This window comes from Nonomuraea fuscirosea, assembly GCF_003001935.1.
GTDB classification, from domain to species: Bacteria; Actinomycetota; Actinomycetes; order Streptosporangiales; family Streptosporangiaceae; genus Nonomuraea; species Nonomuraea fuscirosea.
Map to the genome: position 1 here is coordinate 75,040 of NZ_PVNG01000026.1, position 25,466 is coordinate 100,505.

At 70.1% G+C, this 25,466-nt stretch carries 24 protein-coding genes; 8 read left to right on the plus strand and 16 right to left on the minus strand.

Features of this window, described 5'->3' with window-relative positions:
• Positions 1-167: 167 nt before the first annotated feature.
• From B0I32_RS45385 to B0I32_RS45400, 4 genes are all read right to left on the minus strand, one after another.
• A complete protein-coding gene (locus B0I32_RS45385) occupies positions 168-1,427 on the minus strand; it encodes an SAM-dependent methyltransferase (RefSeq protein ID WP_106250517.1) in 1,260 nt (419 codons plus the stop codon).
• Positions 1,428-1,431: 4 nt separating this feature from the next.
• Positions 1,432-2,781 (minus strand): FAD-binding oxidoreductase, encoded by a 1,350-nt coding sequence (locus B0I32_RS45390; RefSeq protein WP_106250519.1) that lies wholly within the window; start codon positions 2,779-2,781, stop codon positions 1,432-1,434.
• 130 nt (positions 2,782-2,911) lie between these two features.
• Positions 2,912-3,895: an NAD(P)-dependent oxidoreductase gene (locus B0I32_RS45395; protein WP_106250332.1), complete on the minus strand. Its 984-nt coding sequence runs from the start codon at positions 3,893-3,895 to the stop codon at positions 2,912-2,914.
• Positions 3,892-5,433, minus strand: a complete 1,542-nt coding sequence (locus B0I32_RS45400) for a serine/threonine-protein kinase (protein ID WP_106250334.1) — start codon at positions 5,431-5,433, stop codon at positions 3,892-3,894. Before B0I32_RS45400 ends, B0I32_RS45395 begins: the two co-directional genes overlap by 4 nt.
• A gap of 188 nt (positions 5,434-5,621) precedes the next feature.
• Here B0I32_RS45400 and B0I32_RS45405 point away from each other — a divergent pair, with 188 nt between their 5' ends.
• Positions 5,622-6,743: a CaiB/BaiF CoA transferase family protein gene (locus B0I32_RS45405; protein ID WP_106250336.1), complete on the plus strand. Its 1,122-nt coding sequence runs from the start codon at positions 5,622-5,624 to the stop codon at positions 6,741-6,743.
• Between the two features lie 48 nt (positions 6,744-6,791).
• On the opposite strand, the gene B0I32_RS45410 is transcribed toward B0I32_RS45405, so the two are convergent.
• Positions 6,792-8,015, minus strand: a complete 1,224-nt coding sequence (locus B0I32_RS45410; RefSeq protein WP_106250338.1) for an FAD-dependent monooxygenase — start codon at positions 8,013-8,015, stop codon at positions 6,792-6,794.
• A gap of 79 nt (positions 8,016-8,094) precedes the next feature.
• On the opposite strand from B0I32_RS45410, the gene B0I32_RS45415 reads away from it, so the two are divergent.
• Entirely contained in the window at positions 8,095-8,616 is a 522-nt protein-coding gene (locus B0I32_RS45415; RefSeq protein WP_106250339.1) for a TetR/AcrR family transcriptional regulator, read from the plus strand.
• Positions 8,617-8,682: 66 nt separating this feature from the next.
• Here the strand turns inward: B0I32_RS45415 and B0I32_RS45420 are convergent, their stop codons facing one another.
• Positions 8,683-9,135 carry a GyrI-like domain-containing protein gene (locus B0I32_RS45420; protein WP_106250341.1) on the minus strand — a complete coding sequence of 151 codons (453 nt, stop codon included), beginning with the start codon at positions 9,133-9,135 and terminating at the stop codon, positions 8,683-8,685.
• A 98-nt stretch (positions 9,136-9,233) separates the two neighbouring features.
• Between B0I32_RS45420 and B0I32_RS45425 the strand changes: the two genes are divergently transcribed.
• Positions 9,234-10,673 carry a GuaB1 family IMP dehydrogenase-related protein gene (locus B0I32_RS45425; RefSeq protein WP_106250521.1) on the plus strand — a complete coding sequence of 480 codons (1,440 nt, stop codon included), beginning with the start codon at positions 9,234-9,236 and terminating at the stop codon, positions 10,671-10,673.
• Between the two features lie 107 nt (positions 10,674-10,780).
• On the opposite strand, the gene B0I32_RS45430 is transcribed toward B0I32_RS45425, so the two are convergent.
• Positions 10,781-11,536, minus strand: a complete 756-nt coding sequence (locus B0I32_RS45430) for an SDR family NAD(P)-dependent oxidoreductase (protein ID WP_106250342.1) — start codon at positions 11,534-11,536, stop codon at positions 10,781-10,783.
• A 77-nt stretch (positions 11,537-11,613) separates the two neighbouring features.
• Between B0I32_RS45430 and B0I32_RS45435 the strand changes: the two genes are divergently transcribed.
• The 3 genes from B0I32_RS45435 to B0I32_RS60525 all read left to right on the plus strand — a co-directional run bounded on the left by B0I32_RS45435 (position 11,614) and on the right by B0I32_RS60525 (position 14,767).
• Positions 11,614-11,988: an FKBP-type peptidyl-prolyl cis-trans isomerase gene (locus B0I32_RS45435; protein WP_106250344.1), complete on the plus strand. Its 375-nt coding sequence runs from the start codon at positions 11,614-11,616 to the stop codon at positions 11,986-11,988.
• Positions 11,989-12,235: 247 nt separating this feature from the next.
• Complete coding sequence (locus B0I32_RS45440) at positions 12,236-13,762, plus strand: ATP-dependent DNA ligase (RefSeq protein ID WP_106250346.1); 1,527 nt, start codon at positions 12,236-12,238, stop codon at positions 13,760-13,762.
• Positions 13,763-14,077: 315 nt separating this feature from the next.
• Entirely contained in the window at positions 14,078-14,767 is a 690-nt protein-coding gene (locus B0I32_RS60525) for a septal ring lytic transglycosylase RlpA family protein (protein WP_281262665.1), read from the plus strand.
• A 172-nt stretch (positions 14,768-14,939) separates the two neighbouring features.
• On the opposite strand, the gene B0I32_RS58350 is transcribed toward B0I32_RS60525, so the two are convergent.
• The 5 genes from B0I32_RS58350 to B0I32_RS61865 form a co-directional block, all read right to left on the minus strand.
• Positions 14,940-15,101, minus strand: a complete 162-nt coding sequence (locus tag B0I32_RS58350) for a hypothetical protein (RefSeq protein WP_181308502.1) — start codon at positions 15,099-15,101, stop codon at positions 14,940-14,942.
• A gap of 87 nt (positions 15,102-15,188) precedes the next feature.
• On the minus strand, positions 15,189-15,347 hold the full coding sequence (locus tag B0I32_RS58355; protein WP_181308504.1) for a hypothetical protein: 159 nt from the start codon (positions 15,345-15,347) through the stop codon (positions 15,189-15,191).
• 284 nt (positions 15,348-15,631) lie between these two features.
• Positions 15,632-16,243 (minus strand): TetR/AcrR family transcriptional regulator, encoded by a 612-nt coding sequence (locus B0I32_RS45450; protein WP_106250347.1) that lies wholly within the window; start codon positions 16,241-16,243, stop codon positions 15,632-15,634.
• A 93-nt stretch (positions 16,244-16,336) separates the two neighbouring features.
• Positions 16,337-17,554 carry an MFS transporter gene (locus B0I32_RS45455; protein WP_245956481.1) on the minus strand — a complete coding sequence of 406 codons (1,218 nt, stop codon included), beginning with the start codon at positions 17,552-17,554 and terminating at the stop codon, positions 16,337-16,339.
• 520 nt (positions 17,555-18,074) lie between these two features.
• Positions 18,075-18,467: an SDR family NAD(P)-dependent oxidoreductase gene (locus B0I32_RS61865; protein ID WP_219912345.1), complete on the minus strand. Its 393-nt coding sequence runs from the start codon at positions 18,465-18,467 to the stop codon at positions 18,075-18,077.
• A 38-nt stretch (positions 18,468-18,505) separates the two neighbouring features.
• Here B0I32_RS61865 and B0I32_RS45465 point away from each other — a divergent pair, with 38 nt between their 5' ends.
• Positions 18,506-18,685, plus strand: coding sequence for a hypothetical protein (locus B0I32_RS45465; RefSeq protein WP_106250349.1), 180 nt, complete (start codon positions 18,506-18,508; stop codon positions 18,683-18,685).
• Positions 18,686-18,831: 146 nt separating this feature from the next.
• Here B0I32_RS45465 and B0I32_RS45470 read toward each other — a convergent pair whose 3' ends face one another.
• Positions 18,832-19,776: a C45 family autoproteolytic acyltransferase/hydrolase gene (locus B0I32_RS45470; protein WP_106250350.1), complete on the minus strand. Its 945-nt coding sequence runs from the start codon at positions 19,774-19,776 to the stop codon at positions 18,832-18,834.
• A gap of 659 nt (positions 19,777-20,435) precedes the next feature.
• Entirely contained in the window at positions 20,436-21,092 is a 657-nt protein-coding gene (locus B0I32_RS45475; RefSeq protein ID WP_245956486.1) for a DUF1707 and DUF4870 domain-containing protein, read from the minus strand.
• Between the two features lie 70 nt (positions 21,093-21,162).
• Between B0I32_RS45475 and B0I32_RS45480 the strand changes: the two genes are divergently transcribed.
• A complete protein-coding gene (locus B0I32_RS45480; RefSeq protein ID WP_106250354.1) occupies positions 21,163-21,507 on the plus strand; it encodes a hypothetical protein in 345 nt (114 codons plus the stop codon).
• A gap of 522 nt (positions 21,508-22,029) precedes the next feature.
• Here B0I32_RS45480 and B0I32_RS60535 read toward each other — a convergent pair.
• Both B0I32_RS60535 and B0I32_RS45490 read right to left on the minus strand, forming a co-directional pair.
• A complete protein-coding gene (locus tag B0I32_RS60535; protein ID WP_281262668.1) occupies positions 22,030-23,076 on the minus strand; it encodes a DUF4192 domain-containing protein in 1,047 nt (348 codons plus the stop codon).
• A 1,604-nt stretch (positions 23,077-24,680) separates the two neighbouring features.
• Positions 24,681-25,457: an EI24 domain-containing protein gene (locus tag B0I32_RS45490; RefSeq protein WP_181308506.1), complete on the minus strand. Its 777-nt coding sequence runs from the start codon at positions 25,455-25,457 to the stop codon at positions 24,681-24,683.
• Between the last annotated feature and the right edge of the window lie 9 nt (positions 25,458-25,466).

Consider the following 25,466-nt stretch of genomic DNA (forward strand, 5'->3'; position numbering starts at 1 on the left):
GCCGAAAATCGATGAAAGTCAGGACGCGCCAGGGCGGAAGGCGAGCAGCGGCAGCGAAGAGCGCCGGCGGAGAGCGCCGGCGCACGAAAGTACGCGCGGGCCCGCACAAAGCAGACGGCGCGGCGGGCGGGGGCGAACCCCCTGCCTGCCGCGCCGTGCCCGATCCGTCAGGGCCAGTCGATCGAAGGCCGCAGCGGGACGCCGGAGCGCCCGTTCTGGTCGAGCTTGACGCCCAGCACCTGGTGCAGCTGGACCTTGTTGCGCTCGAAGCCGACGATGCAGCCGGCCATGTAGAGGGCCCACACGCGGGCCGTGCCCATGCCGACCTCCTGCACCGCGTCGTCCCAGTTGGCGTCGAGGTTGTCGCACCAGTGCCGCAGCGTCCTGGCGTAGTGCTCGCGCAGGTTCTCCTCGTGGCGGATCTCGAAGCCGAGGTCCTCCATCTGCCTGATCAGGTAACCCACCGACTCGAGCTCCCCGTCGGGGAAGACGTAGCGGTTGATGAAGCCGCCCTTGTTGAACGTCTTCTCCTTGCCCGTCGGGCGGGTGATGCAGTGGTTGAGCAGGCGGCCGCCGGTCTTGAGCTTGCCGTACAGGAACTCGAAGTACGACGGCAGGTTGTCCTTGCCGATGTGCTCGGTCAGGCCGATGGAGCTGACCGCGTCGAAGCCGCTCTCCTGGACGTCGCGGTAGTCCATGAACCGGACCTCCGCCAGGTCCTGCAGGCCCGCGTCGGCGATGGCCTTCTGCGCCCACTCCGCCTGCTGACGGCTCAGGGTGACGCCGAGGGCCTTGACGCCGTAGTGCTGCGCCGCGTGCATGACCATGCCGCCCCAGCCGCAGCCCACGTCGAGCAGGCGCATGCCGGGCTCCAGGCCGAGCTTGCGCGCCACCAGGTCGAACTTGGCGAACTGGGCCTCTTCCAGGGTGGCGTCCTCGCCCGGGTAGCAGGCGCACGTGTAGGCCATCGACGGGCCGAGCACCCACCGGTAGAAGCGGTTGGAGACGTCGTAGTGGTGGTGGATGGCCTCGGCGTCGCGCTGCTTGGCGTGCCTGGAGCCCAGCCGGGCCAGCGCGCTCTGGCGCATCTCCTGCGGGGGCGGCGGCACGCGCATGAGCAGCGGCTTGACGCCGAGCGCACGGACCGCGGCCACCTTCTCGGAGGTGGTCAGGTCGTTGGTGGTGATGTTCCACATGCGGTCCAGCAGCGTGTACAGGTCGCCCTGGACGTCGAGGTGGCCGGACACGTAAGCCCTGGCCAGGCCGAGCTCACCCGGTGCGTGGGCCAGGTAGGCCACCGCTATCGGGGACTTGACCTCGATCCCCAGGTCGGCGCCGTCCGGCCCCGCCTTGCTCCCGTCGTAGGCCGTGAACGCGATGTTCGCGTCGCGGCCGACGATCTTTTCAAAGATGGATGCCAGAGCCATCTGCTCACCTTCCCCGTACACACTTTTCGTACAGGTCCAGCAGGCGACCATTCGGGTCGTAATCCCGCTTGACCGGCCAATAGGCGTCGCCGTTGTACAGCTGCCAGAACCGCTCACGGGCGTAGAACGAGGTCGAGTAGAGCGACTTGTGGCCGTCGAGCTCGTGCACGGAGTGCTCGATCAGCCGGTTGTAATACCCGTCGAACTGCCCCCGTGGCAGCGGCACCATTCCCCAGAAACCGAAATTGACGTAGAGCTTGCCCGGCTCCAGCGGGTAGAGCGGCCACCGGGTGGCCGCCCGCAGCGGGCACATCCACACCGGGGTCATGCCCACCTTGTCGTGGAAGAACTCCAGGAACTCCGCCCCGCGTTCGACCGGGACCTCCACGTCCTGGATCACCGACTCGCTCACCGGCAGGCCGCGCCACCGGTCGACGCGGGCGGTCAGGCCGTGCTTGCGGTCGAGCGCCACCAGGCGGCGGTAGACGTCGGAGCGCATCCAGCGGCGCGGCATGAGCGAGCGCACCACCGGCTGCTGCACCCCGAACGCGCGCGAGCACCAGAACCAGTCGGTGTCCCAGCGCCACAGGTAGTCGCGCACGGTCAGCCAGTCGCGGCTGCGCTGCCTGATCGACTGGTAGTAGATCCGCATCCCGGTGTAGTCGGAGACGTAGGGGGCGCGGTCGGCGAAGCGGCCGAGCGTGATGTACATCTCGCCCGGCTCGAAGAAGACGCCGTCGATGAAGTCGACGCTCTCCCCGTCGTGGACCATGCTGTCGCTGATCTCCTGCATGGCCAGCATGCACTTGCCCGCGTCGGTGAACTTCAGGTGGGTCACGTGCACGTACGGCTGGACCTTGCGCAGTTTGATCCTGATCCGCAGCGCGTAGCCGAGCGTGCCGTAGGAGTTGGGGAACGCGCGGAACAGCTCGCGGTGCTCGTTGTCCGCCCGGGCCACCACCACGCGCCCGTCGCCGGTGAGGATCTCGAGCTCCTCCACCGACTCGTGCGGCAGCCCGTCCCTGAAGCTGGTGGACTCGATGCCGAGCCCGGTCACCGCGCCGCCCAGCGTGATCGTCTTGAGCTGCGGCACCACGTACGGCATGAGCCCGTGCGGCAGCGTGGCGTCCACCAGGTGCTCGTACGTGGTCATGCCCTGGACCTCGGCCGTCATGGTCTCAGGGTCGACGCTGATGACCTCGTCGAGGTCTCTCGCCGAGAGCTTGGCCGTCCTGCCGCCGTCGCGGAACCTGAACAGGTTGGACGTGGACTTGGCCAGGCGGGGCGCGGCGTCGCCGGGAATCTCGGCGTACGACTGCCGGATCTGCTCTACTGCCCGTCGGTGTGTCGACATCTTCGTCGTCACGAGAGCACCCCCTTGAGCTGGTAGAGATCGTCCGTAAGACGGTATCTCCCAAGGCCGGATCGGACCAGACCGGGGTCGTTAAAGACACGAAAACTGTTCATCGTGCCAGGTGAATCCCCTACGTAACAGGCGATTGGGTAAACTTTCTCAAGATCACCGGCGTGACGCCGTTGACCACGCTGTCCACCTCGCGCCCTTCGACCGCGGCGGCCAGGTTCTCCACGGTGACGGTGAGCAGCCGGCCGCTGGCCTCGGGGGTGACGCCCGCCGCGTGCGGGGAGAGCAGGACGTTCGGCAGGTCGCGCAGCGGATCGCCGGCCGGCAGCGGCTCCACGTCGAACACGTCGAGGGCGGCCCCGTCCAGATGACCCTCGCGCAGGGCCGTGACGAGCGCGCCCTGGTCCACCACGCCGCCCCTGGCCGCGTTGACGAGCAGGGCGCCCCGCTTCATGCGCGCGGGGTCGACCAGCCCTCTGGTCTCGTCCGACAGCGCGATCACGACGACCACGACGTCACTGCCGGCGACGAGCGCGTCCAGGTCGGTGTAGCCGGGGTCCGCGCGCGGGGTGCGCGTCCAGTAGGAGACCTCGCAGCCGAGCGCGCGGAACAGCCGGGCGCAACTCACGCCGATCGGGCCGTAGCCGACGATCCCGACCCGCCGCCCGTGCAGCTCGCGCGGCTGCAGCCCCTGCTGCGGCCATTCCCCCGCGCGTACGGCCGCGTCCGCGACCCCCAGCTTGCGCGCCATCGACATGGCGGCGGCCAGGCACCACTCGGAGACGGCCACGGCGCTGACCCCCGGCGTGTTGGCCAGAGGCACGCCCGCGGCGGTCAGGGCGGCGAGGTCGTGACCGTCCACGCCCACCGACGGCTGCTGCACGAACGCCAGCCGGGGCGCCGCCCCGACCGCCTCGGCGTCCAGGACGAGCGCGCCCGTCCAGTCGCCGAGCACGATCTCGGCCTCCGGCAGCGCCGCGAGGAGCGCCGCACGGTCACGGGCGGCCGGCACGCGGACGGCCACCCGGTCGCCGAGCGGGGCCAGCAGCCGGCGGATGAGCTCCTCGGGGAGGGGCGGCAGGGCGAGCAGGTTCCAGGGACTCATGCCCTCACAGTAAAGCTGGCGATCACCTGGCGCATCAGGGCCCTGCTGCGCACCCACTGCCCCTCGGCGACCGTCCACGACAGCAGGTAGGCGGCGTCCCCCGTCGAGACGACCCGCCGGATCTCGTGGTAGCGGGTGCCGGGCCGGACCCAGCGCGCGTCGCTCGTCTCGCCCGCGATCCAGGTGAACTCCCACTCCACGGCCTTGACGCCCTGGTGCGAGACGTACCTGCGGCCGCGGTTGATCACGGTCTGGGCCTCGGCCTTGAGCCGCTCCTCCGAGTCGCGCATGACCTGGTTGGCGTCGCGGTTGGCGTAGAAGGCCTCCACCCCGAAGTGGGCGTTGCCGTCTCTGCGGGTCCATCCGGTGTAGCCCTCGCCGAGCGCTCCGCGCCAGCCGATCGGCCGCATGATCGACCAGCCGTCCCTGGACCGCCACGCCCGCACGGCCGGGGCGAGCCTGGTCACGCTCGGCGACGGGGTCGCGGACGGCGTCGCGCTCGGCGTCGGCGCAGCGGTGGGCGTGAGCGGGCTGGTCGCCGCGGCCGGCTGCGTGGTGGCGCGCGGCGCGCCCTCGGCGGGCGAGGCGGTCCTGAAGTAGGCCACCGTACCGCCGGTGACGACGAGCACCACCGTGGCGGCCGCCGCGAGCAGCGCCCGGCCGGGGCCGGAGCCCTTCTTGCGCTCCCTGGGCGAGTCGAGGTCGGCGCTGGCGGGCTTGGCGGCGAGGATGGCCGCGAGCAGCCGGTCCGCCTCCTCGGCGCCCACCCGGTCCTGGGGCTCCTTGCGGAGCAGGCCCTTCAGGATCGGGTGCATGATCGGCGGGATCCTGCGGTAGTCGGGCTCCTCGGTGAGCAGCGCGTTGAGCGTGGCCATGGCGTCGCCGCGCTCGAACGGGGACCGGCCGACCATGCACGCGTACAGCGTGGCGCCCAGCGACCACAGGTCGGACTCGGGCCCGGCGTTCTCGGCGCGGACCCGTTCCGGCGCCAGGAAGCTAGGCGAGCCCGTGACCATGCCGGTCCTCGTCAGTGACGCGTCACCCTCGACGGTGGCGATGCCGAAGTCCATGAGCACGGCCCGGCCGTCGTCGGACAGCAGGATGTTGCTCGGCTTCACGTCGCGGTGCAGGATGCCGGCCTCGTGGGCGGCCCGCAGCGCGGACAGCACCTGCCGGCCCACGCTCGCCGCCTCGCGCACCGGCAGCGCGCCGGTCGTCAGCACGACCTGCTCGACCGAGGGATGGCTCACCAGCTCCATCACGATCCACGGCCGGCCGCCCTCCTCGACGACGTCGTAGACCGCCACGACCGACGGGTGATTGAGCTTCGCCGCGGTGCGCGCCTCGCGGGCGGTGCGCAGCAGGTGACGCTCCTGGTCGCCCTGCGACAGCCCGTCGGGCAGGAGCACCTCCTTGATCGCCACCTGCCGGTTCAGCAGTGTGTCGCGGCCTTCCCAGACCACGCCCATACCCCCGCGACCCAGTTCGCGCAGTAACTGGTAGCGCCCTGCGATGAGCCGGTTGCCATCCGAAACCATGTCCTACCCCTGTAGCGGCGCACGCGCCTGCTGCAGACGGACGCTGAACGCGACCGCCTGTAGACCACCCGAACAGTGGGCAAGTTTCCCATACCTCCCGGGACTTCGCGGGAAGGTCGGAAAGGCCGCTTGCACCAGATCACCGAATGTTGTTCTACTGAGGCAGGGTCTGCAACGAGGAGAGTCCGATGCCTGAGGTTCGCCAGGGTCCCCTTTCCGGTGTGCGAGTGCTGGAGCTCGCCGGGCTCGCTCCTGGGCCGTTCGCGGGGATGATGCTAGCCGATCACGGCGCCGAAGTCCTGCGAGTCGACCGGGTCGGAGCGGTTTCCGACCGCCCCCGCGCCGACGTCATGGACCGCGGCAAGCACACGATCGGGCTGGATCTGAAGTCGCCGGAGGGCGTGACCGCGCTCAAGGAGCTGGCCCGCCACGCCGACGTGGTGCTCGAGGTGTTCCGGCCGGGAGTGGCGGAACGGCTCGGCATCGGGCCCGCCGACCTGCACGCGGTGAACGAACGGCTCATCTACGGCCGGATGACCGGCTGGGGCCAGGACGGCCCGCTCGCCTCGACGGCCGGGCACGACATCGACTACATCGCCGTCTCCGGCGTGCTGTCCATGCTGGGGCACGAGGGCGAGCGGCCGACGCCGCCGATGAACATCCTCGGCGACTTCGCCGGCGGCGGGCTCATGCTCGCGTACGGGGTGCTGCTCGCCCTGTTCGAACGGGAGCGCACCGGCGTCGGACGGGTGATCGACGCGGCCATGGTGGACGGGGCGGCGATCCTGTTCTCCATGTTCTACCAGGCGGTGCAGAGCGGCCACTGGGGCCCGCGCGGCACGAACCTGCTCGACACCGGCGCGCCGCAGTACGACACGTACGAGACGGCCGACGGCGAGCACATGGCCGTGGGCGCGCTGGAGCCGCAGTTCTGGGAGGCGATGGTCGGCCTGATGGGCCTGACCGACCTGCCCGACAGGAACGACCGGGCCCAGTGGCCGGCACTGCGGGCACGCCTGACCGAGGAGTTCGGGAAGCGCACGCGGGCCGAGTGGGAGGCCCTCTTCGAGGGCTCGGACGCCTGCGTCTCGCCCGTGCTGTCCATGGCCGAGGCCGCCGCCCATCCGCACAACGTCGCCCGGGGCTCGTTCGTCCAGGTGGGCGGCGTGACCCATCCGGTGCCCGCGCCGCGGCTGCTCGGGACGCCCGGCCAGGACCTCTCCCCCGCCACCCGCCTGACCGACCTGTCGGACTGGGGTCTGCCTCGGGAGGAGGCGGACAAACTCCGCGACATGGGGGTGCTCGCCTGAGCCGCCTCCGGTCAGGGCGTGACGCCTGGTCGGCTTCGCGGGCCTTCGTCAGGGGCGCGGTGCCGCGCCCCGTAGCGCCGGGTAGTCCTTGAGCACGATCGAGTCGTGCAGGCGCACACCCTTGCTCGTCGCCTGCACCATGGCCCTGGTCAGGGCGACCGGCAGGCGGTTGACCAGCCGTACGCCCCGGTTGAGCGCCCACAGCTCGAAGCGCCCGCCGGGCACGAGGCGGCGCGCGGCGTTGACCGCGAACGTCCGGCTGCGGCGCACGTACTCGCCGAGCTCGGCCTCGTAGGCGGGAAAGGCCCGCGCGTGGTCGCCGTCGTAGGCGGCCAGCTCGCCCGCCAGCACGTACGCCCCCACCACCGCCAGGCTCGTGCTGCCCCCGACCGCGGGCCCCGGGCAGTAACCCGCGTCGCCCACCAGCGTCACCCGGCCCCGTGACCAGGTGTCGAGGTGGAGCTGGGTGATCGAGTCGAAGTAGAAGGCGGGCGAGCGGTCCAGCTCGGCCAGGATCCTGGGCACCTCCCAGCCGGCGTCGCCGAAGTGCTCGCGCAGCAGCTCCTTCTGCCTGGCGACGTCCCTGTGGTGGTAGTCGAGCGGGCGCGGCGTCCGGAACAGGAACACCGCCCGCGCGTCGTCCAGGTGCCCCGCCCCGTATATGGCGGCCGTCCTGTCCACCCCCATGACGCCCTCGACCCTGCCGTCCAGCCCCAGATGGTTGGGCACCGACGCGACGGCCAGGTAGGCGCCGATCCAGGTGGTGAAATCCGACTCGGGGCCGAACACCAGGCGGCGCACGTTGGAGTGCAGGCCGTCGGCGCCGATCACCAGGTCGTAGGCGGCCGGCGCGGCGCGTTCGAACGTCACCCCGCCCTCCGGCGTGATCGAGGTGATCGAGTCGCCGAAGACGTAGTGGACGTCGTCGCGGGTGAGGTCGTGGAAGATCTCGCTCAGGTCGTCGCGCATGATCTCGACGTGCCGGTCGGAGACGGCCCCCATGATCCGCCTGAACTCCAGCTCGGCCGGTCGCGCGCCGCTCTCGGTGTGCATGGTGAGCGTGTGCGTGCCGGTCGCCCCCGCCATGATCGGCTCCAGCACGCCCATCCGTTCCACGATGTCCATCGCCGGCCGGAACAGGTCGACCGCGTGCCCGCCCGTCTTACGCGGGGCGGGCGCGCGCTCGACGACGGTGACGTCGAAGCCGGCCCGTACGAGCCAGTACGCCAGCACCGGCCCCGCCACGCTGGCTCCCGAGATCAGGATCCTCATCACCCCTCCTTACCTACCGTTAAGTAAGACGGTAGCACGCGTGCTTACTTAACGGAAGGTAAGTACTAAGGTGGGCCGCATGCCCGGTGACACCAAGGGCCGCATCCTGGCGGTCGCCCGCGAACTGTTCGTCGAGCAGGGCGTGCAGAACACCAGCCTGCGTCAGATCTCCGAACGGCTGGGCATCACCAAGCCCGCGCTCTACTACCACTTCGCCTCACGCGACGATCTGGTGCGCAGCATCGTGCAGCCGCTGATCGAGGACATCGAACGGTTCGTCCGCGGCCGCGAGCCGGCCGGCGATCCCCGGGAGTTGCTCGGCGACTACTTCGACCTGATGTGGCGGCACCGCGAGGTGATCGTCATGATGGTGCGCGACCTGTCCACGCTGAGCCACCTCGACCTGGGCGCGCGCATGTTCGCGTGGCGCCGGCAGATCGTCGCCCTGCTGCTCGGGCCCGACCTCACGCGGGAGCAGCACATCAGGGCGACGGTGGCGCTGGGCGGCATGTCGGACTGCGCGGTGGAATACGCGGACCTGCCGCTGGAGGAGGTCAAGCCGACGGCCGTCGAAGCGGCGGCCGTGGCTCTCGGCATCTGACCGGGTCCGGCACCCGGCCGGCCCGGCCTTCGGCCGGCTCTCCCGGACGGCCGGCGGGGCTCTCGGTCAGACGGCGATGTAGAGGTCGACGCCGTCGCGGTGGTGCACTTCGAGGTCGGTCGTGAACGCGCGCGACGGCGTCCCGCCCGACTCGGTGTGCTTCCACACCTGCTGCCACGACTCGACCAGCGCCTGCGGCATCGGGCCGCGCACCTCCAGCTTCAGCACCTGGCCGGCCGGCACCCGCACGGCCACCATGCCCTCGGGCAGCCGCGGCGCCGTGCGCACGCCCGTGCCGACGATCTGCGTGTACGAGCCGTGGTGGTCGCTCTCGTAGTCGGTCAGCACCGCGTAGAGGTTCTCGTCCACGCGTCCTGGCACGTGAGCGAAGGCCCCCGGCACCCCCGCGCGCTGCCAGAGCCCGGGCAGCCTGGCCCGGGCCGGATCCATCTCGTCGGCGTTGCTCGTCCGTACGGCGAAGCCGACCACGATCAGTTCGGCCCGTTCGGTGACGTTCACAGACCCTCCCCCTCCCCCAAAAGTGTCCCGGCCGATCATAAGCCCCCGAGAAAGGGGGAAACCCCTTGTTGACCTGTCCGCACATAAGATGGATGAACGTGAAATTTCTCAACGACCTAGAGCCGCAATACGACCTGACCTATAGCGACGTGTTCATGGTTCCTTCACGTTCGGCGGTGGGTTCCCGGCTCGCAGTCGACCTGTCGACGAACGACGGCACCGGCACCACCATCCCCCTCGTCGTGGCCAACATGACCGCCGTGGCCGGCCGCCGCATGGCCGAGACCGTCGCGCGCCGCGGCGGCATCACCGTGATCCCCCAGGACATCCCCCTGGACGTCGTGGCCGACGTGGTCGACTGGGTCAAGAAGCGCGACCTCGTCCACGACACGCCGCTCACCCTGACCCCGCACGACACCGTCGGCGAGGCCCTGCAACTGCTGCCCAAGCGCGCCCACAACGCGATCATCGTGGTCGACTGGGAGAACCGGCCGGTGGGCGTCGTGACCGAGGCCGACTGCCAGGGCGTCGACATGTACACCCAGCTCGCGCAGGTCATGTCCAGCGAGCTGCTCACGCTGCCCGCCGGGCTCGACCCGCGCGGGGCCTTCGACCGCCTGCACGAGGGCCGGCACCGGCTGGCGCCCATCGTGGACGAGGAGGGGCGGCTGGTCGGGATCCTCACCCGTACCGGCGCCCTGCGCGCCACCCTCTACCAGCCCGCCCTGGACGCCCAGGGACGCCTGCGCATCGCCGCCGCCGTCGGCGTGAACGGCGACGTGGCCGCCAAGGCCAAGGAGCTCCTCGAAGCGGGCGTCGACTGCCTGGTCGTCGACACCGCGCACGGCCACCAGGAGAAGATGATCAGCGCCCTGCGCGCCGTCACCGCCCTCGACCCCGGCGTGCCCGTCGCGGCCGGCAACGTGGTGACCGCCTCCGGCGTGCGCGACCTGGTCGACGCCGGGGCCGACATCCTCAAGGTCGGCGTCGGGCCCGGCGCCATGTGCACCACCCGGATGATGACCGGCGTCGGGCGTCCCCAGTTCTCGGCCGTGCTGGAGTGCGCCGCCGAGGCCCGCCGCCTGGGCCGGCACGCGTGGGCGGACGGCGGCGTGCGCCATCCGCGCGACGTGGCCCTCGCCCTGGCCGCCGGGGCCTCCAACGTGATGATCGGCTCGTGGTTCGCGGGCACGTACGAGTCGCCTGGCGACACCCACACCGACGCCTCGGGGCGCAAGTACAAGGAGAACTTCGGCATGGCCTCGGCGCGGGCCGTGCGGCTGCGGACGGCCGAGGACTCGGCGTTCGACCGGGCCAGGAAGGCGCTGTTCGAGGAGGGCATCTCGACGTCCAGGATGTATCTCGACCCGAAGCGGCCCAGCGTGGAGGACCAGATCGACGCCATCGTGGCCGGGCTGCGGTCGTCGTGCACGTACGCCGGGGCGTCGAACCTGGAGGAGTTCCACGCGCAGGCGGTCGTGGGGATCCAGAGCTCGTCGGGCTACACGGAGGGCATGCCGCTGCACCAGAGCTGGTGACCGGACCGCCGGCCCCGGGGACCGCCGGCCCTAGGAACCGCGGGCCTGGGGCGGCGCGGGGCGGCCGGGCGGGGCTCGCGGCCGGTCTCATGCGCGGCGGGCGCGGGTCAGGTTCTGCGCCAGCCGCCCGCCGCGTTGATGCCGCCGTCCACGTGCAGCGTCGTGCCCGTCACGAACCTGGCCAGGTCGCCGGCCAGGAACACGGCCGCCGCCGCGGCGTCGCCGGGATCGCCCAGGTGGCCCAGCGGCGGCACGCGTACCGGCTCGAAAGGCAGCGAGCCGGCCAGCATGCGCGCCCGCACGCCCGACTCCCCCTCCGTCTGGATCGCGTCGGGCGCGATCGCGTTCACCCTGATGCCCCTGGGGGCCAGCTCCAGCGCCAGCGACTTCGTCAGGCTCTCCAGACCGGCCTTCATCGCCGCGTACACCGCGAACCCCGGCGCCGCCTGGTGCGCCTCGCTCGACGTCACGTTGATGATCGACGCGCCCGGCGGCATCAACGGCAGCAACCGCCGGATCATGCCGGTGACCTGGGTGAAGTTCTCCTCGATCAGGATCTGCTCGCCGCGCGCCGAGGTCTCGGCGAACCCGGCGTGGAAGGTGCCGCCCGCGTTGTTGACCAGCACGTCCACGCGGCCCCAGCGTTCGCGTACGGCCTGGGCGAAGACCTCGACCGCCACGTGGTCGCGCACGTCGAGCGTCATGGCCAGCTCGGCCTCCGGCTTGTCGCGGTCGCAGACCGCGACGTGGGCGCCGAGAGCCGCGAACGCCCTCGCCGTCGCCAGCCCGATGCCTCTGGCCGCTCCGGTGACGACGGCCACGCGGCCGGTGAGCAGGATCGTGTCGGGCGAAAGGGCGGCCATGAACGACGACCATATCCCGACCGCATAGAGTCGTCGGGTCCGTTCTCATCGACAACAATCGTCAACAGGAGCACTTCGTGGCACTCGAAAAGCCCGAGATCGACTTCCCGGGGGGCAACCCGCCCGCCGACCTGGAGATCGAGGACCTGACCGTGGGCGACGGCGCCGAGGCCAAGCCCGGTCAGACCGTCCGCGTCCATTACGTGGGCGTCTCGTTCTCGTCCGGGGAGGAGTTCGACGCGTCGTGGAACCGCGGCCAGCCGTTCGAATTCCAGCTGGGCGCCGGACGCGTCATCGGGGGCTGGGACAAGGGCGTCGCGGGCATGAAGGTCGGCGGCCGGCGCAAGCTCGTCATCCCGCCGCACCTCGGCTACGGCACCCGTGGCGCCCCGCCGCGCATCAAGCCGAACGAGACGCTCATCTTCGTCGTCGACCTGCTCGGCCTGAGCTGACGCCCCGTTCGCCACAGGCGGTGTGACGTCCGACCGTCTCATCGCTGCACGCGGCGCGACGTGAACCTGAGTTCCGTCGCCCTGTGCGGTGCGGCGTGCCCGGCGCCGGTCGGTTTCCACGATCCGGCGCCGGCGCGGCCGATCACCCAACTTGCTTCGCGCCCGATTCGCCCGCTGGTTCGAGACACTCCGCGGGTATGCCGATATCGGGTAGGGAAATGTCACCTGCGTGAGGCACCATAGGCGTGTGCTTCTGATCGACGTGGTGCGGGTTTCGGAGGCGGTGACGCGCACGTCCGCCAGGCTCGGCAAGATCGGCCACCTGGCGGAGCTGCTGGGCAGAGTCGGCCCTGACGAGGCGGAGATCGCCATCTCCTACCTCTCGGGCGAGCTGCCGCAGCGGCAGGTCGGTGTGGGCTGGCGCACTCTGGAGGACATCCCCCAGCCCAAGCTGGCCGCCACCGCCACGCTCACGGCGGTCGACGAGCTGCTCAGCCGGATCAAGGCCGTCTCAGGCCAGGGCTCGCAGGCGGCCCGCAAGGCCCTGGTGGCCGAGCTGTTCGCCGGCCTCACCAGCCAGGAGCAGCAGTTCATGCGCCGGCTGCTGCACGGCGAGCTGCGGCAGGGCGCGCTCGACGGCGTCATGATCGAGGCCGTGGCCAAGGCGTCCGGCGCGCCGTCCGCCGACGTGCGGCGGGCGCTCACCCTGCGCGGCTGGCTCCCGGCCGTCGGGGCGGCGGCGCTGGGCGGCGGCGTCGAGGCGCTGCGCGGGTTCCGGCTGGAGGTGGGGCGGGCGGTCTCGCCGATGCTGGCGGGCAGCGCGCCCAACGTGGCCGCCGCCCTGGAGAAGGCCGGCACGCCGGCGGCGCTGGAGTGGAAGCTCGACGGCGTACGCGTGCAGGCCCACCGCTCCGGCCCTTCGACCGTGACGGTCTTCACCCGTACGCTCGACGACATCACCGCGCAGGTCCCCGAGCTGGTCGAGGCGGTGCTCGCCATGCCCTCCGACGATCTGGTCCTCGACGGCGAGGTGATCGCGCTGCGGCCCGACGGCCGGCCGCACCCGTTCCAGGTGACGGCGAGCCGCGTCTCCAGCAAGACCGGCGTCGAGCGGCTGCGCGAGCAGACGCCGCTGAGCGTGTTCTTCTTCGACGCGCTGCGCGTCGACGGGGTCGACCTGCTCGACCTGCCCTACTCCCAGCGCCAGGAGGCCCTGGCCGGCGCGGTCCCGCCGGGTCTGCTGACGCCACGGCTGGTGACGGGGGACGTGGCGGAGGCGGAGAAGTTCTTCACCGACGTGGTCAGGGCGGGCCACGAGGGCCTGGTCGTCAAGTCCCTCGCCTCCCCCTACGCGGCCGGGCGGCGGGGAGCGGGCTGGATCAAGGTCAAGCCGCGCCACACGCTCGACCTCGTGGTCCTGGCCGCCGAATGGGGCCACGGCCGGCGCGAGGGCAAGCTGTCCAACCTGCATCTGGGCGCGCGCGACCCTGAGGGCGGGTTCGTGATGCTCGGCAAGACCTTCAAGGGTCTGACGGACGAGCTGCTGGCCTGGCAGACCGAGCGCTTCCTCGAGCTCGCCGAGGGCCCGACGGACGGGTGGACGGTCACCCTGCGGCCCGAGCTCGTCGTGGAGATCGCCTTCGACGGGGTGCAACGCTCGCCCCGCTATCCGGGCGGCATGGCTCTGCGCTTCGCCCGCGTGCTCCGCTACCGGCCCGACAAGCGTGTCGAGGACGCCGACACGGTCGACACGGTGCGCTCCCTCATGCTGTAACCGGCGACCGCCTGTCACGGGCCGCCCTTCCGCTTTCCCCACGTCCCCGCCTCTGCCGCGTGCACCGAGTTGTGGTGTTCTCCTGATCCGCGAAGATCCTTGGCCTACGCTTGGCGATCTGGGCACTCTTATGGCATAAGTGAGATATTTCACGGAACATCCCATTAAGTTGCCTTTACCTGGCATTTGTCGCATATGTTCGTGCTCGCCGCGCGGGGCCCCCGCCCCGCCGATGGATCGGCCGCCGCGACGCCCTCGCTCCCCCACGGTCCGGCCTTTCCTCGTCCTTTCCCCTACCTAGGACCGTGGTTTACCTTGGGCCAGCACTCCCGCACGCCGTCCCCCGACGCCCGCAAGCCGTCCGCCAGCAAGCGCCGCTGGACCACCGTCGCGGTCGGCGCCGCCGTCGTGGCGGCCGCCTCGACCACCGCCTGGGCGGCCATCGGCGACGACGACTCCGCCAAGCGGGCGGCGACGACCCCGAACCCGCCCTCCGCCGCTCCCAGCAGCACCAAGGTGGACTCCGTACCCGAGCCGGCGAACCAGGGCTCTCCGCACCAGCCGCCGGCCACGTCGCGGCCGAAGAGCACCCGTTCCCCGCGACCGGCTGAAACCCCGCGCGCGACCGGATCCTCGGCCTCGGCGCGGGGGACGGGCGCTCGGGAGCGGACGGCCAAGACCGTCGAGAACGAGGCGAAGAAGCCGAAGTTCCGCGTGCTCTCGTCCGGCAGGTGCGGCGCCTCGTACTACGGCGACCCTCAGCTGACGGCGAGCGGCGAGCGCTTCAACCCCGCCGCCATGACCGCCGCGCACAAGACGCTGCCGCTGGGCAGCAAGGTACGCGTCACGAACCCGCACAGCGGAGAGTCGGTGACCGTGCGCATCAACGACCGGGGCCCGTACGTCGGCGGTCGCTGCCTCGACCTGTCCAGGGCCGCGTTCGCCGCCATCGGCAATGTCAGCTCCGGGGTCATGCGGGTGAAGTACGAGGTCCTGGCCCGCTGACGGCCCGACAGGCGACTCCTCCTCACCGACATATGCGGCACCACCGCCGCCGGGGTCGTCTCAGCAGCAGCCTGCTTCTGCGGCCTGCTTCTGCGGCCTGCTTCTGCGGCCTGCTTCTGCGGCCTGCTTCGCCCAGGGCCGATCGGAGCTGCCGGCTTCGGCTCGGGTCGGATCAGAAGCGGCCGGCTGGCGGGTCCGTGAACGGGTCTCTTCCCCCGTCCAGAGCGATGGTCGGGACGGTGACGACCGGACGTGCGGCGAGCAGTTCCTCGTACCGGTCATACCGGCGTTCGCCGTCGGCGAGGCTCAGCCGCCAGCGGTAGTAGTGCAGCACGACGGCGACGTGGTCGGGGTTGTCGAAGGCGGCGGCGGTGCGCTCGACGGTGGCGTCGTCGAAGTCCCAGGTCGGCGAGACGAGATGTCAGAGGTAGCGCGCCAGGTCGTCGCGCCGGATCCTGTCCTCCATGGCGTTCCTGCCGCGCTCGGTGCCGAAGGAGAACATGTACCACCAAGCGCGCTCGGCCTCGGGCGGTTTGGGCCGAAGGTTGTCCCACAGGTCGGTGACGCGATAGCCGCTCACCGGGACCACGGCCTGGCAGCGTTCCGGCCACAGGGCCCCGATGACGGTGGCGGTCCGCGCGCCCCGTTAGCGTGCCTCGCCCGGGAGCGTGGTTCCCACAGAGTGGGCGTGCTCTGCCTGTGCCGCGACCCCGACAGGGTGTGCACGCCCTCCCGAGTGCCGGCCCGACAGGCTGTGCACGCCCTTCCTGGGTGCCCGCCCGACAGGTTGTGCACGCCTTCCCGGGTGCCTGTCCCCGCGCTGCCGTTCTGCACGGCCGATCCGTACTAGCGGGCCGTACGCACCTACGGGCGCAGTGCCTGCGCGGTGGGGGTGGCCGTCGTGAGCGGTGCCGTGTCGAGCAGGACGGAGGCGGCCGCGCGGGCGGTGGTGGCGGCCGAGGGATCGTGGTCCAGGCTCGCGGACTGCGCCGCGCCGTCGTACAGCAGGAGGAGCTGGCGAGCCAGTGTGTCGGGGTCGGCGTATCCGGCCGCGGTGAGCAGCCCGGCGAACAGGTCACGGAGCCAGGCGCGGCAGTCCTCGGCGACCTTGCGGACGGCGCTGTTCTCCGGCGCCTCCGAGGTCGCCCGCGCGAAGGCGCAGCCGTTGTACCGAGGGTCCGTGAACGTCTCGCCCAGCGCGTCGAAGACGCCGAGCACCTGCTCGCGCGGGGCACGGAAGCGTGTCAGCGTACGGGCGACCAGGTCTCTCCTGCGCGCGAAGCGGAGTTCGAGGTAGGCGCAGACCAGACCCTCCTTGCTGCGGAAGGTGTTGTAGAGCGACGCCTTGGCCACCCCGGCGTGTTCGATCACGCGGTCGATGCCGACGGTCTGGATGCCTTCGCTGTAGAACAGCTCGTCAGCCGCCTCCAGCAGCCGCTCACGCGCGGACGCCTTGGCCGCGGTCCTGGCCGCCATGGCTACCACCATCCTCCGGGGAGACCTGTTCACCCTGACCTTGATGCGTTCCGTACTCGACAGACCTGTCTACCTTAACGCGGAAAAGATCCATCAGCCCTCCGAGACCCGCACCGCATTCTCCTGGAAGGGGGAGGTCTCCTGCCGCCGCTCGGCGCGACGGCCGCTCAGCACGAGCACCGTCAGGGCCGCGAGGGCCAGCACGATGACGGCGGCGCCGTACTCCTCGGACGTCCGCGTCAGGCCGCCGCCGTACACGACCAGCACACCGGCGATCACGGCCGGAAGGCCCAGACCGACGTAGCAGACGACGTACAGGAGGGACAGGACGCCGGCTCGCTCGCGCGACTCCACCCGCGGGACGACCAGCCTGATGCCGCCCTGGAACCCGCTGCCGAAACCGACGCCGGAGATCGCGGCGCCGACGAAGAACCCGATCGCGGACGACGCGCCGCCATCGCCCCAGGCGATGGACAGCAATGTGATCAGCACGCCGGCGATCAGCGTGCTGATGCTGATCGGCAGCATGACCCGCGTCGTGGCCCGGCGCAGCAGCACGACGGCCAGACCGGCGGAGAGCGCGAGGACGAGCAGGGGCAGACCACCCCACAGCACGGAGGTGGAGTGCAGCAGGGTCCGCGTGATGGCCGGGCCGAGCGCGCCGTACAGGCCGCTGAGCGACCACACCGCGAACATCAGAGGTGCGGCGACGGCTATCGGCGTACGCGCCGACCTGGGCAGCTTGAACTCGGGGACCATGCTGGCCAGCGCGCCCGGCCCGCGGCTCACCGTCTCCTTCAGAGCCAGGACGGCCAGCGCCTGCAGCACGAAGACCCCGAGCAGCACCGCGTAGACGAGACGGGTGGGCGCCGGCAGGTACTGCACGATCAGTCCGGAGGCCAGGACGCCGCTCGCGGTTCCCATCAGGGGCGCGAACGAGTTGAGGAAGCCGCCCTTGCGCGCGTCGATGTCGAGCATCCCGGCGCCGATGGCACCGACCGCCGCGCCCGCGCTCAGCCCCTGGAGGACACGGCCGGCCAGCAGGGCGCCCACGCTGTCGGCGGTGATGAACGCGACCATGGCCAGCGCCTGCACGATCAGAGCCGTCACGAGGACCGGACGCCGGCCGACCTGGTCGGACAACCTGCCGAAGATCAACAGCGAGGACAGCACGGCCACCGCGTACACGCCGAAGACGACGGTGGTGGTGATGGGCGAGAAGCCCCAATGCTGCTGGTAGACCGCGTAGAGAGGGGTCGGCGCGCTGGACGATCCCAGGAACGACACCAGGATGGAGGCCAGCAAGGCCATGGACGCCCTGGGCCCCAGACTGCGGTGTGGGGCCGCGTGTGCGGGGGGTCGCTTGATCGGGACGACATAGGGGGCGGAGCCGGCAGTGGTGGAGGTGCAGGTCATGGGATCACATATCTCTAGGCATGCAACAAACGCCCCCACTATACAGACCTGTCTGTTCAATAGAGTCTGACGGGAGTAAAACCACGCTGCGTGAGGCGCGCAGTCCCGTCGCGGGTGCGGCCGTCAGCCCAGGAACTATCGGGCGGACCCTCCGAATGCGGCCGTACGGGCTCATGCGGGCGAAGGCACCCGCGACATGAGCCCGTACGGCATGCGTCTCAGCCGGGTCGAGCTGCGCCTGGCAGCCCCGGGTCGAGCTGCGCTTGGCAGCCGACCCGGCCGTGCGCCTCAGCCGGCCCAGGCTCGCGCTTCAACCGGTTCGACCAGATACCTCAACCGGCCTGGCCGTGCGCCTCCACCGACAGGTCCTGCCAGTCGTCCCAGGTCTTGAGCCGGTTGGCATAAGCCTGCTGGATCATCGGGTAGAAGCCCTTGCCGAAGAGCACCCGGAGAGGGGGATTGTCGGAGTCGACGAGCTTGAGGAGGGCCTGGGCCGCGGCGGCCGGGTCGCCGGCGGGCAGCTTGCCCGCGACCCCGGCCAGGGCTGGCGGACACCGTCGTAGCTCGGGAGAGGCTCGACCTTGTGGCCGTTGTCGAGCGGATTCGGGTTCTTGGCGGACCTGGTGGCGAAACCGCCGGGCTCGATCATGGTCACCTTGACGCCGAAGCCGACGACCTCGCCCGCGAGCGACTCGTTCAGGGCTTCCAGCGCCCACTTGGAGGCGTGGTGCGCACCGCCGAGCGGCATGGCGATGAGCTCCGCCGCCGAGGACATCTGGATGATGTGTCCTGACTTCTGCTCACGCAAGTACGGCAGCGCGGCCTGGACGACCCAGAACGCGTGAGGTGGTCAACGCCCTGCCCGCCCACTCAGCCCGCTACTGGAACCGCCCGGACATCACCTGGTTGCCCTTCGCCGACTTCGAACCTCTGTCCCATGGTCTGGTGTGGCGCGCCGAGACCGAGAACGCCGCCATCGGCGCACTCGCCCAGACCGTACGAGACCTCGGCCCGCTCCACCTGTAACCATCACCCGACCAGGCGACACGCCTGAAGGCGGACTGTTCCAAGGGCGGGCACGGGACATGGACGGCGCCGAGGCCGACGTCTCGGTGCCGAGGTGGCCCGCAAGGCTGCGCGCGGAGGTTGGCCGGAGCCCGGAGATGTTCTTCTCAGCCGGCCCGGCCCAAGGCCACGGTGCGTGATCCGGGGATGAAGTCCTCGAAGGACTGCTGCCAAGACTCACCGGGCCAGTAGTACGTCACCCGGCCCTCGACAGGCCGGTAGCAGGCCGTGTAGAGCGTTCTCGACCCTTGCTCGTCGACGGATCGATACAGCGGCGGCTTCAGCATCGCCGCCACGTCCGCCCCCGCGGCGCGAACGGCGCGCAGCCGCTCCTGCGTCCGCATGGCCCGCTCCTGTTCGTCGGTCACCGGCAGGTGCTGGTGATTGGCGGCGCAGGCATCCGGCGCCATCGTCGGCGACATGTCCGGCCCGACGAACACCGTCACCGCCTTCGCGGGATCGACCAGGGTGAGGTTCTGGGGTACGGCGATCGGCAGGGACCGCAGCCTGTCGACCGCCTCATCGACGGTGTCGCACGTCTCCAGCAGGTAGCGCACCACGATCAGAATGGCGAAGCCACGTCCGTAGACGGAACGTCCGCCCCAGGTGAGCGAGACCGCGAGACCGGCGTCGTTCATCCCGTCCAGCAAGCCCCACAGCATGTCCTGCATCCCGATCACGGGCCGCAGGAAGCGGGAGGACACGATGGTGCCCTCGCACTGATCGGGCGGGAAATCATAGTTGCGGAGCAGAGTGCCGTTCCTGCCGATCTGGGTGCAGGCCGGAGAGAACGGCCGCAGCGCCGCATGAGTGAGAAAGGCTTCCACCCCGGGCCGATCGAGGTGCCCGGCCAGACGCTCCAGAACCGGGACCAGCTCCGGCATATGCGCACGAAACAAGGCCCGAACGCGCTCCGCGCCCTCCGAAGTCCGACCCTCCGCAGTCAGCAGACCCTCCAGGCCCTGCCACAGAGCCCGCGCGTGAGCAGCCCACCGCCCGTCGCCACCATCGCCGACCTCGATCGCCTGAAACGTCTTACGCTGTTGCCGCACGGCTGCCACTCCTTGTGAGAATCAGACGAAGTGACGGCAACCTAGCCAATTGTGCAGAAGATTCACCAGGTGACCACGCCCTCAACGACGCAATTGGCGACAAAATCGGCAACGTCCAGCCGCTGAATCCGATGAAGCCGCCGACGTGACCCCAGCCGACCCCATCTAGGCGACCAGATCCCGCGCCAAAGACACCAAAAGCCAAGAAGACGGGACACCGAGCCCGGCAAGGCAGAGCGGCGAACCCACACCAACCTGCATCACGCCAGAACCACCACCCCCACACCGACCTACCATCGCCAAAGGCCAGAGCCAAGGAGACGGGGACAGCGAACCCACACCAACCCACATCGCGAGCCCAAACCAACCCACATCACCCCCAGACCCGCCTTGATCAGCGGCTGACCCGCGTCACCTCAGAGCCGCCACCACCGGTCAACACCGATCCGCATCACCTCGATACACCACCGAAACTCGTCATCGCCATCCACCTGCATCCACATGCGGCCCGGACGACGCTCTGCCACCCGAACGTGGGTCGATGTCCCACGACCGACCAGCGCCCGGTAGGAGGGGCAGCGCCTTGAGGTGGCGCGGCGAAGCGTGAAGAAGGGGTTGCGCCGTGGAACCGCTCGCAACCCCCTCTCCGCCGGGTCAGGTCACTTCACGAGGCGGATCGTCATCGGGTAGCGGTAGTTGCCGTCCGAGAGTGCCGAGACGCCGGCGACGACCGAGAGCACGACGGCCACGACCCAGATGACCGGAACGAGCAGGGTTCCGATGATGGTCAACGGCAGCAGGATCGAAGCGCCGACGACCGTGATCTGGAAGTTGAGCGCCTCGACAGCCTGCGCGCGGATGTACGGCGAGGTCTTGCCGCCGGTGAGCATCAGGAGCAGCGGCCCGAGAATCGGGAAGCCGACGATGGGCAGCATGTGCGCCAGGGCGGCGCCGAGGCGCTCGTTGCTCTCCGTCGTACCCTGAGGCCGGGTCGGGGTCGGCGCCGAAGCGACCCGGGGAACGGGCGCGGTGCCGTACAACTCCTTCATGATGGGCATCAGGTCACCGTGGGTGCGCGCGGTCATGGCGCGCTCCAACCGGTCGTCGAACTCGAGCTCGTCGAGGCGACCCTCCGCGTAGGCGGTCTTGACGTGCTCGACCACGTGTTCACGGTCCTGGTGGGTGACGCGCAGATGAGCTGGCGGCACCTGTCCCGGCCCGGGGGTCTTGGGTACCCCAGCCATAATCGCCATGCCTCTCCTTAGAGAATCGAGCTGTCTCCTCACATACTGCGTCCGCCGAACCTTCGATGCCATCGGGAGAATCCCCGATCTGTCCCCTAGATCATCCCCGACGCGAGGGCTCCAGACGGTATAAAAAGGATTCATGAGATGGCGAGACCGCTACGGCATTCGTCGACTGCGCGGCCGCAAGATCGCGAAGTTCGACCGCGAGGCGACAGACGCCGACATCGAGGCTCTCATCGCCTTCGCCCGTTCGCGGCGTGGTGTCGAGTTTTATGTCGAGCCAGAAACTTTCGCCACCGACACGACAGCTGTGGCGGTGGCCGACGACGGCGAGTGGACCCGGCGCAGGGTGGGTTCGCCCGCAGTGATTCGCAAGGTGGCCCGCGACCTTGCCCTCCCGGTGTACGACGTGCAGCTCACGGGTTACCCGCAGCGCATGCGCGCCTACAACGAACGCCGTAAGAAGGAAGAAGGCAGTCTCTGAGGCGGCTCCTTTTCTCTCTTCGGCGTACGTGAGCCGGTCTGGGTGAGGTCGACAGCACAGGGGTGCCCCACCCCTGTGCTTCCTTCGTTCTGTTCCCCCCTCTGCTCTGCTCCTCGCTCACCTGTGACGTCGAAGCTTGCGCCGGTTACGCCTCACTTCGGTCTGTGGTGGGACGCGGCCTTCTCCTGGCTCTGCCCTCCGCTCCGGCGATGCGGAGATTGCCGCCGGTCGACACCTCGTCTCCGCTCTGTCGTGGCCGCAGCCTCCTCTCAGCCCTGCCCTTCCTTCCGGCGACGTGAATTCGCCGCCGGTCAACACCTCGTCTCCGTTCCGTCGTGGCCGCGGCCTCCCCTCAGATCTGGCCTTCGCTTCGGCGATGCGGAGATCCCGGCCGGTCAACACCTCCGCTCTGCCCCGTTGCGTGCTCGGCCTCTCCTCGGCTTCGCTCTTCGCTTCCGTGGTGCGGAGTCGCTCCTTCCTGGACCTGTGCGGGTGGAGAGGGCCGGCGTTGGACCGGGTGGGCTATTGGAGGGTGGTGGAGGGTGGGTCCTCGTCGTCCAGGAGGTTGACCAGGGGGAGCAACCAGACGGCGGTGGCGGGGCCCATGGTGGCGTCGAGTTCTGCCGGGGTCGGGAGGCGGCCTCGGAGGATGGCCGGGGAGAGCAGGTTCTGTAGGGCGTGCATGAGCAGGTTGGCCATCGAGTAGGTCGGGTCGCAGGCGAGAGCGCGTTCGAGGGCGATGGTGGCCTGAACGTTGTTACCCTCCCGCCAGGCCGCTATGGCCAGCAGGGACGCGGCCGGTGGCACGAAGCGGGGCTCCAGCCGGCGGGTCAGGTCTTTCCAGAGCGGGGCGTGGGAGTCCTCCATGAGGGTCCAGCCCTCGTCGCGCACCCGCATGATGACCAGGTCCAGGCCGAGTTTCGCCGCCTCCACATCGTCCAGACGGCCGCCCTCGGTGTGGGTCTTCAGCGCGGCCCGGACCCGTGCCAGGCCGTCGGAGACGAACTGCCCGGCGAAGGCGTCCAGGTCGGTGGCGGCCATCAGCCGGGCGCGGAAGTCGGCGATCGCTTCGGCCGTGGCCCGGCGCATGGCCATCCGTACCGGACCGGTGATGGGAGCCAGGGTGCGTTCCAGGGATTCGCGGTCCGGGAGGGCGACCAGGCCGCGGACGGTGGCTTCGGCCGCTATCTGGCTGGTGGAGGGGTTGTACGGGGTGCCTTCCGCCGGGCAGCACGTCGCCAGGTCGCAGACGTACGACCAATAGCGGCCCTCGTGGGCCCGCAGCGCCTCGCCCACCCGCACCCCTGACTTGGCCGCGAGCAGCCTGGCTTCGTCGGCAGCCGGGGTGACCAGTTCCCCCGGCCCGTAGCCGATCACGACGATCTCTGTGACGCCCTCGCGTTCGAAGAGGGGTGCCATGGCGTCCAGAGTTCCCGGCGGGAACGGCAGGCCCCACCTGGCCACCATCTTGGCCTGACCGCGTGCGAGGCCCACGACGATGAGACTGCTGGTGGGGTGGAAGCCGACCAGGTAGGGCACGGCGGCCAGGACGTCGGTCGGGCTTCTCAGGGTGAGACAGGCTTCGGTGTCGAAGGTGGAGAAGCCGTGCGGGAGATCGGGAGCGGGGGGTGTGTCAGGGGTGAAGGGGTGCTGGTCTTTGCGATGGCGTCCGGGCTGATGGAGATGGTGATGCTGGTGGTGGTCGATGGCAGGCTCGTTGTCGGGATCATCTCCCGGGTTGGCACCATGGCTGCGGCTTCCTAGGGGGTAGGGGTCGGCGGCAGTTCTGCCTTGAGCGCCCAGGTCGAGGTCACCACCGGTTCCGCTCTGAGCGAGAGGAACGGAGCCGGCGGTACGGCTGCCTTGGGCGACAGGACTGGGGCCACCGGGACTACCGCCTTGGGCGACGGGGCCAAGGTCGCTGACGGTATCGCCGTGAGCGACAAGGTTGGTGCGGTGGTCGGCAGTTCCGCCGTGGGCGAGGCGGCTGGGGTTACCGACTGGGCTGCCGTCGACGTTGGCCGCCGGGTTGGCGACAGGGCTGGGGGTGACACTGCGGGCACTGGGGCGGGGACCACTCTCAAGGTCCGGGTTGCCCGTGGGACTGCGGTCGTCGACAGAACCTTTCGGGGTGTTGGCGCTGGAGTTGTCGACAGGGCCGCCATAAGCGGTTGAGCCGATCGTGGATACGGAGCCGCCATGGACGGAGCTGCTGCTATGTGCAGGGTCGCCATGGATGGGGCTGCCATGGATGGAGCCGTTATGGACGAAGCCGTTATGGACGGGGTTGCCATGGACGGAACTGCTATGGACGGGGTTGATCCTGGAGACGGGACTTATGGGAGCCGGGACGGGCGCAGGCGTGGAGGCGTGGGTTGGGGTGAGGGCTGGGTGGTTGGTCGTCATGGCCCAGAGGATGCCGTGGGCCGGTTGGACGGCGATGGGCCGAACGCGGTTCTGTGGATGACAGAGGGCTGTCCACAGCCGACATGTGCTCATCGTTACGACTCGACCGATGGAGGGCACCAGATGGGCCGCCCCTGAGGCGGATTGCCTCAGAGGCGGATTGCCTCAGAGGCGGATTGCCGTTGGGCAGCGTGGCAGGGTTCGGTGCGTTTCGTCTGGCCGCAACGCCCAGCCGGGAAGCTGCGTTCGACGGCTTGGTGGACACGCTTCTCGCCGGCAACGTCGCTGGGGCAGGCAGGCTGTTGTGGGTCGCGTGGCTGGAGGGCTCGGCCTGAAAGGCGGGTTCGGGCCTGGGTGGGCAAAGCCGACGGCAGGGCCAGCGTCCTTCCCTTCAACCTCGCGGCCGGGCCAACCGGGCTGTTGTTGGCTGCGTGGCCGAGCAAGGGCTCAGATTCGGGCGGGCGAAACCCGGGCGGCCAAACTCAGGCGGGCAAGCTTGGGCGGGCGAACTCAGGTGGGAGGCTCGGGCGGGCTCAAACCGGGCAGGGCTCGAACCCGGGTGGGCTCGAGTGAATTCGGGCGGGAACGGACCCGGGCGGGCTCGGATCGGGCAAGGATCGGTTCCGGGCGAGCGCAGTCGTTCAGGTCAAGCCAGGCCGGTTCAAGCCAAGTCCAGTTCGCGCGAGGCCGGATCGAGCCAGGCCGCTTCAAGCCGGGCCGGTTCAAGCCGGGTCAGTCCAAGCCAGGCCAGTTCAAGCGAGCCCGTTTCAGGCCAGCCCCGGGTGGGTGGGCTCGGGGCGGAGGGGTGGGGGCGGGGGTGGGGTGAGGCGGGTTCGTACGAGAAGGGCGGCGCCTGCTACGGCGGCCGGCATGGCTATGACGGCCACGAACGGCACCAGGAACAGCAGGAACACCGCCACCCCGAACCCCAGCGCACTGGCCTTGTTCCTCCTCAGGAGCGCGAAGCGTTGTTTGCGGGCCAGGCCGCGGCGTTCCATGGCCAGCGTGGTGAGCTCGACCGTCAGGAAGAAGCCGGAAACGGCGGCCCCGAGGACCGGCACCACCGTCTGCCCCACCACCGGGACGAATCCCAGCAGGAACAGCGGAATGGTGAACATCAGCACGTAGAGGAGCGTGACCAGGCTGTCTCTGATCGAGCGCGGCAGCGTACGCCACCACGGCTGGTCGTCCTCCGTCTCCAGCGGATCCACCGCGGCCGACAGCTTCTCGTAGAACGGCTCTCCGATCGCCAGCGTGAGCGCCGCGAACGTGATCACCGCCAGCGCCAGCCCCCCGAGGAAGAGCAGGATGCCCACCAGCGTGCGGAACAGGTCGCGCCAGCCCCACGTGTCCGCGAACGGCGTCAGGAACTCGGCCAGGTCGGACGCGTTGGTGCCGAGGAAGAGCAGCGCCACCACGTAGACGGCGAACGCGATCAACGCCGGAATCAGCCCGAACAGCCACCACCGGGTGTTCTTGGCGACCCACCCGACCCCTTGGAGGAAGAAGCCGATGCCGGCCGTGAAGTCCCGCACTGATCGCATGACCGGCAG